This is a genomic window from Mesorhizobium sp. M4A.F.Ca.ET.020.02.1.1, from assembly GCF_004022645.1.
Lineage (GTDB): Bacteria > Pseudomonadota > Alphaproteobacteria > Rhizobiales > Rhizobiaceae > Mesorhizobium.
Map to the genome: position 1 here is coordinate 1 of NZ_RZOI01000724.1, position 3,005 is coordinate 3,005.

The 3,005-nt window shown below is 63.8% G+C and carries 4 protein-coding genes; all 4 read right to left on the reverse strand.

The window, feature by feature from the left end; all coding sequences use genetic code 11:
* Positions 1-407: nitrilase-related carbon-nitrogen hydrolase (locus EN742_RS29990; RefSeq protein WP_281035016.1), on the reverse strand; the 407-nt coding region annotated here is incomplete at its 3' end.
* Between the two features lie 3 nt (positions 408-410).
* Positions 411-788: a hypothetical protein gene (locus EN742_RS29995; RefSeq protein ID WP_126058265.1), complete on the reverse strand. Its 378-nt coding sequence runs from the start codon at positions 786-788 to the stop codon at positions 411-413.
* A 2-nt stretch (positions 789-790) separates the two neighbouring features.
* The gene (locus EN742_RS30000) at positions 791-2,215 is read right to left on the reverse strand and encodes an APC family permease (RefSeq protein WP_245492428.1); all 1,425 of its coding nucleotides are present in this window, start codon (positions 2,213-2,215) and stop codon (positions 791-793) included.
* Between the two features lie 427 nt (positions 2,216-2,642).
* Positions 2,643-2,963 (reverse strand): protamine-2 (modular protein), encoded by a 321-nt coding sequence (locus tag EN742_RS30005; protein WP_126058264.1) that lies wholly within the window; start codon positions 2,961-2,963, stop codon positions 2,643-2,645.
* Positions 2,964-3,005 lie beyond the last annotated feature (42 nt).

Here is a 3,005-nt window from a genome sequence, read left to right on the forward strand (position 1 = left end):
GTGTGGGTTGGAGTGAGCTTGCGGTGAACGGGTACGATCGATCCATCTGCGTCGATCGTAAGCGCGCTGTTGTAAAGCAGCGCGGCGCTCGGCCGAGCGCGCTCATTGAGGCCGATCACCACGCACACCCCATTGTCACGCGCGGCGTCGCAGAGGGCCTGGACGTGAGGGCCGGGAACGGTGGCGCTTGCGGCCACCAGCTTCTGGAACCAGTGCCGCGCCTCCGGATCGTTCCAGCCGGCTAACCCGAAAACCCAGGCCGGATAGCCCCCGAGCCAGGTTTCGGGAAACACTACGAGATCGGCGCCTTGTGCCGCTGCGGCCTCGATCTCCGCTTTCGCAGTGGCGATGCCCGCGTCGAGATCGAGAAGGTGCGGGGGCCTCTGGCTGATGTAGATGCGCGTCATATTCTACCACCCCGTCAGCACGCGGACCGTGACCCAGACCCAGGCAAGAGCGAAAGTCGACAAGGCGGCGAAGTCGCCGACACTTGCAACCTTGTATCGCTGCGGAAAATCCGGCCACCAGCCCATCGCACCCGTCGAGATGACGGTATAGAAGCCGGTGACCAGCAACACCAAAGACGCATAAGAGTCGACGACGCCTGTCGCCTCCGCGGCGAGGAAGATGCCGCCGAGCACCAAAGCGTCGACGTGGCCCTGCCGCAGCCGCGCGAAGTTTCTGATGTATGCCCAGCCTGCCGGGCGCTCGAGCGACAGATACATGAGGATACCGGAGCAGCCTCCCATCGACAGCAGCAGCAGGCCGCCTTTGCCAAGAATGCCCATTTCTATTCCGCAGCCAGGTTCTTGCGACGCCACGCGCCGATGTAGATCACAGCCAGCGCGGCAACGACCGCAAAGACCCAGATCGCCGCCCAAACCTGCCAAACCGGAGCATTTGGCGGCGCCAGTTCGACGCGTGGCCAAGCTATGTTGATGGTCTCGAACAGCAGCCAGACCAAGGCGGCGACGTTGACCGGCGTGCCGAGCGCGCCGAGACGCAACGAGCCCTCGGGGCGCCACTTGCCGCTGAGGCGGGCGTAGAGCGCCGCCGCCACGACCAGCAGGAACGTTATATAGAGGCCTGCGGTGCCGAAGCTGATCATCGTCCCGACAGCCCCTTCGTTGAAGCCGAGAAGCAGGCAGGCCGAGGCGATGAGCGTCATGCTCGTCATGGCGACCAGCGGAACCTTTCTGCCTTCGCTGACCGAAGCCAACTTCCGGGAGAACGGAAGCACGCCATCTCGGGCGAGACTGAAGATGACGCGGCCAAGATAGGCTTGCATGGAAATGCAGCAGGCGAAAAAGGTGATCGCCACCACCGCCAGAAACGGCATTCGCGACCAATCACCCAGCGAGGCGACCACCGTCGCCGTGACCGGATCCATTTCAGAGCCCGAGATCACGGCCTGGAGGTCACCGGTCGCCAGGATGACGGCAACGGCGACCAAAACCACTGCGATGCCAACGACCGCCGTGGCGGCAAGGATGGCACGCGGAACGTTCGCGCCCGCGCCGGTGGTCTCTTCGGCGACCGACGCGCTCGCATCGAAGCCGACGAAGGCCCAACCGCAGACGGCGAGCGTGGCAAGCGCTGCTCCGAGCGAGGTCGGAGCCCCCATCGAACTGAAGAGGACGGTGGCATCGTGGATTCGGAAGAACACCAGCAGCATCGAGCCGATAAGCATCGAAGCGATTATCTCGGCTGCGATGCCGAAGTTTACCGCCACGCGAACGACCTGGACGCCGCCGGCATTGACCAGCAGGGAAGCGAGCAGCACGCAGAACGAAAGCAGCATGTGCCCGCCCGGCGAGGGCTGAAGACCGAGCAACTGCGCGAACCACGGCGCCGCAAGGAACGCCACGGTGGCGAGCGCCGCCGATACGGCAACGAGGTATATGAGGCCTGTGAAGATGCCCGCGTCCGGGCCGATCAGCCGGCGCACCCACTGATAGGGCCCTCCTGCAATCGGGAACTCGGATGCGAGTTCCGCATAGACCACTGCCACCAGCACCTGGCCGACCAGGGACAGTACCAGCAGCCACACCCACACCGGCCCGGACAGGTTCATCCCGAGTCCGAAGATCGCATAGAGACCGACCACCGGTGCGACGGTGGCAACGCCGATAGAAAATGTCGAAAAGACGCCGAGTCCGCGCCGGAGCTGCTGTCGATAACCCAGCTCCTGCAACCGTGAAGCGTCCGAGCTCACTCGATCCAAGATCCCCTCCCTATCAATCGATAGTCTACCTATCATATGATAGGCTTGGATTGTTTTGTCAATCGGCTCACGACTCGCGACGTCGCGATGCTTGCTTGCAGCAGCTCTTCTCAAGTCCGATGAGGTTCAGGGGCGCTTTCGCCGCTGGCCATCGACGCACTACGCCAGGATCCGTAGGACCTATTGCGGCGGTCGTGGCCTTAGGGGCGAGTCAAGTCGGTAGAATTTGAAAAGGATTGATAATCAAATGCTTGGCGAGGCACCGGCTTGGTGCTCGTCGCGGCCGCTGTTGCCCATGCTTTCTGGCGCCTCGTCCTGTTATCCGCCGCGCGTTGGCGGCGCGCTGCATGTTTGAACCGGCGATCAACACCCTGCCCCGGCGCGACCATCCGGCCGGGGCAGGATCAGCGCCTAATGGCTAAAGCCGGAACCAGATCCAGACGCGCCGGCGATAGCAGCGCCTGCGCAGGCGGCCGTACCGCCAGTAGGTGCGGCAGTAACGTCTCCAGGCGCGCCGCCGTCTCCTGCGCCGGCGCCAATAGCGATGCGAGACGGTTTGCAGATCCGCTTCGGTGCCGTCGTCCTCCCAGGCCTGCCTGTCCTGCGCCTCGAGCTCGTCGAGGATACCGCTTCCCGCGTCCGGAATGCCGGCCACGGCGCTGATGGGCCGAACCGCGCTGACGACTGCGGCCGCCCCCGCCAAGCCCAGCATTCCCGTCAAGAATAATCGGCGATCCATGAAAACCTCCCAATCTGCCAATCAGTGAACCGGGTCCACGAA

Excerpts from the sequence above, each read along its gene's own strand:
- EN742_RS29995 (WP_126058265.1), bottom strand. The coding sequence starts at position 788 with ATGGGCATTCTTGGCAAAGGCGGCCTGCTGCTGCTGTCGATGGGAGGC.
- EN742_RS30005 (WP_126058264.1), bottom strand. The coding sequence starts at position 2,963 with ATGGATCGCCGATTATTCTTGACGGGAATGCTGGGCTTGGCGGGGGCG.